This window comes from Corallococcus sp. AB045, from assembly GCF_003668895.1.
In the GTDB taxonomy this organism is placed as follows: Bacteria; Myxococcota; Myxococcia; order Myxococcales; family Myxococcaceae; genus Corallococcus; species Corallococcus coralloides.
In genome coordinates, this window is the sequence record NZ_RAWN01000427.1 from 1 (window position 1) to 837 (window position 837).

The window sequence follows — 837 nt, forward strand, 5'->3', positions numbered from 1 at the left end:
GCGCCGCCCGTCTTCGCCAGCACTTTCGTGATGGCCGCCGTCAGCGACGTCTTGCCGTGGTCCACGTGCCCAATCGTTCCGATGTTCACGTGGGGCAGGCTGCGATCGAACTTTTCCTTGGACATGACACTCCTCGAAAAATGGAGCCCTGAACCAGGATTGAACTGGTGACCTCATCCTTACCAAGGATGCGCTCTGCCAACTGAGCTATCAGGGCTTGGCGATTCACTACAACGGTTGGAGCGGGAAATGGGATTCGAACCCACGACATTCAGCTTGGAAGGCTGACGCTCTACCAACTGAGCTATTCCCGCATTGCCGAGTGGAGAGAGGTGGATTCGAACCACCGTAGGCGTAGAGCCGGCAGATTTACAGTCTGCTCCCTTTGGCCGCTCGGGCATCTCTCCAGATATTCGCTTGTGGTGCTGCGTGCTGCTCTCTACACCATCCTGCTGCGTCCCGGGCCCTTATCCGCGGCCCGTCCTACCTGGCCGGCGGCGGGATTTGAACCCGCGACCTACTGATTACAAATCAGTTGCTCTACCGACTGAGCTACACCGGCATCCATCCAGCAACTGCCCCGCCCTACCTCATCCCGGGCGGACCGTCAACCCCTCGGCAGCGACCTGAGAGGCGCGACCTTTTAAAAGCCCCCACTCTCCAAGTCAAGGAGATTGATCCGGGGTCGTCAGCGGGAAGGACGGCCCCGCTGACGGGCGACCTCGTATAGCAGAATCGCGGCGGAAACCGACGCATTCAATGAACCGACCTGACCGCCCATGGGAATCCGGAGGCGGAAGTCGCAGTGCTTGAGGACGCCTTCCCTCACGCCCGCCC

The 837-nt window shown here is 60.3% G+C and carries 2 protein-coding genes and 4 tRNA genes; all 6 read right to left on the reverse strand.

All coding sequences use genetic code 11. The features are described from left to right. Positions 1 to 125, reverse strand: a 125-nt coding sequence (locus tag D7Y21_RS41270) for a GTP-binding protein (RefSeq protein WP_233588040.1), incomplete at its 3' end; no start/stop codon positions are given. A gap of 16 nt (positions 126 to 141) precedes the next feature. After that, positions 142 to 217 (reverse strand) — tRNA-Thr (locus D7Y21_RS41275). Positions 218 to 238: 21 nt separating this feature from the next. Then, positions 239 to 314 (reverse strand) — tRNA-Gly (locus tag D7Y21_RS41280). Between the two features lie 9 nt (positions 315 to 323). Beyond that, a tRNA-Tyr gene (locus tag D7Y21_RS41285) sits at positions 324 to 407 on the reverse strand. A gap of 82 nt (positions 408 to 489) precedes the next feature. Continuing rightward, positions 490 to 562, reverse strand: a tRNA-Thr gene (locus tag D7Y21_RS41290). A 126-nt stretch (positions 563 to 688) separates the two neighbouring features. Next, positions 689 to 837 (reverse strand): TrmH family RNA methyltransferase (locus D7Y21_RS41295; protein WP_147469542.1); only part of this gene is annotated, 149 nt, incomplete at its 5' end.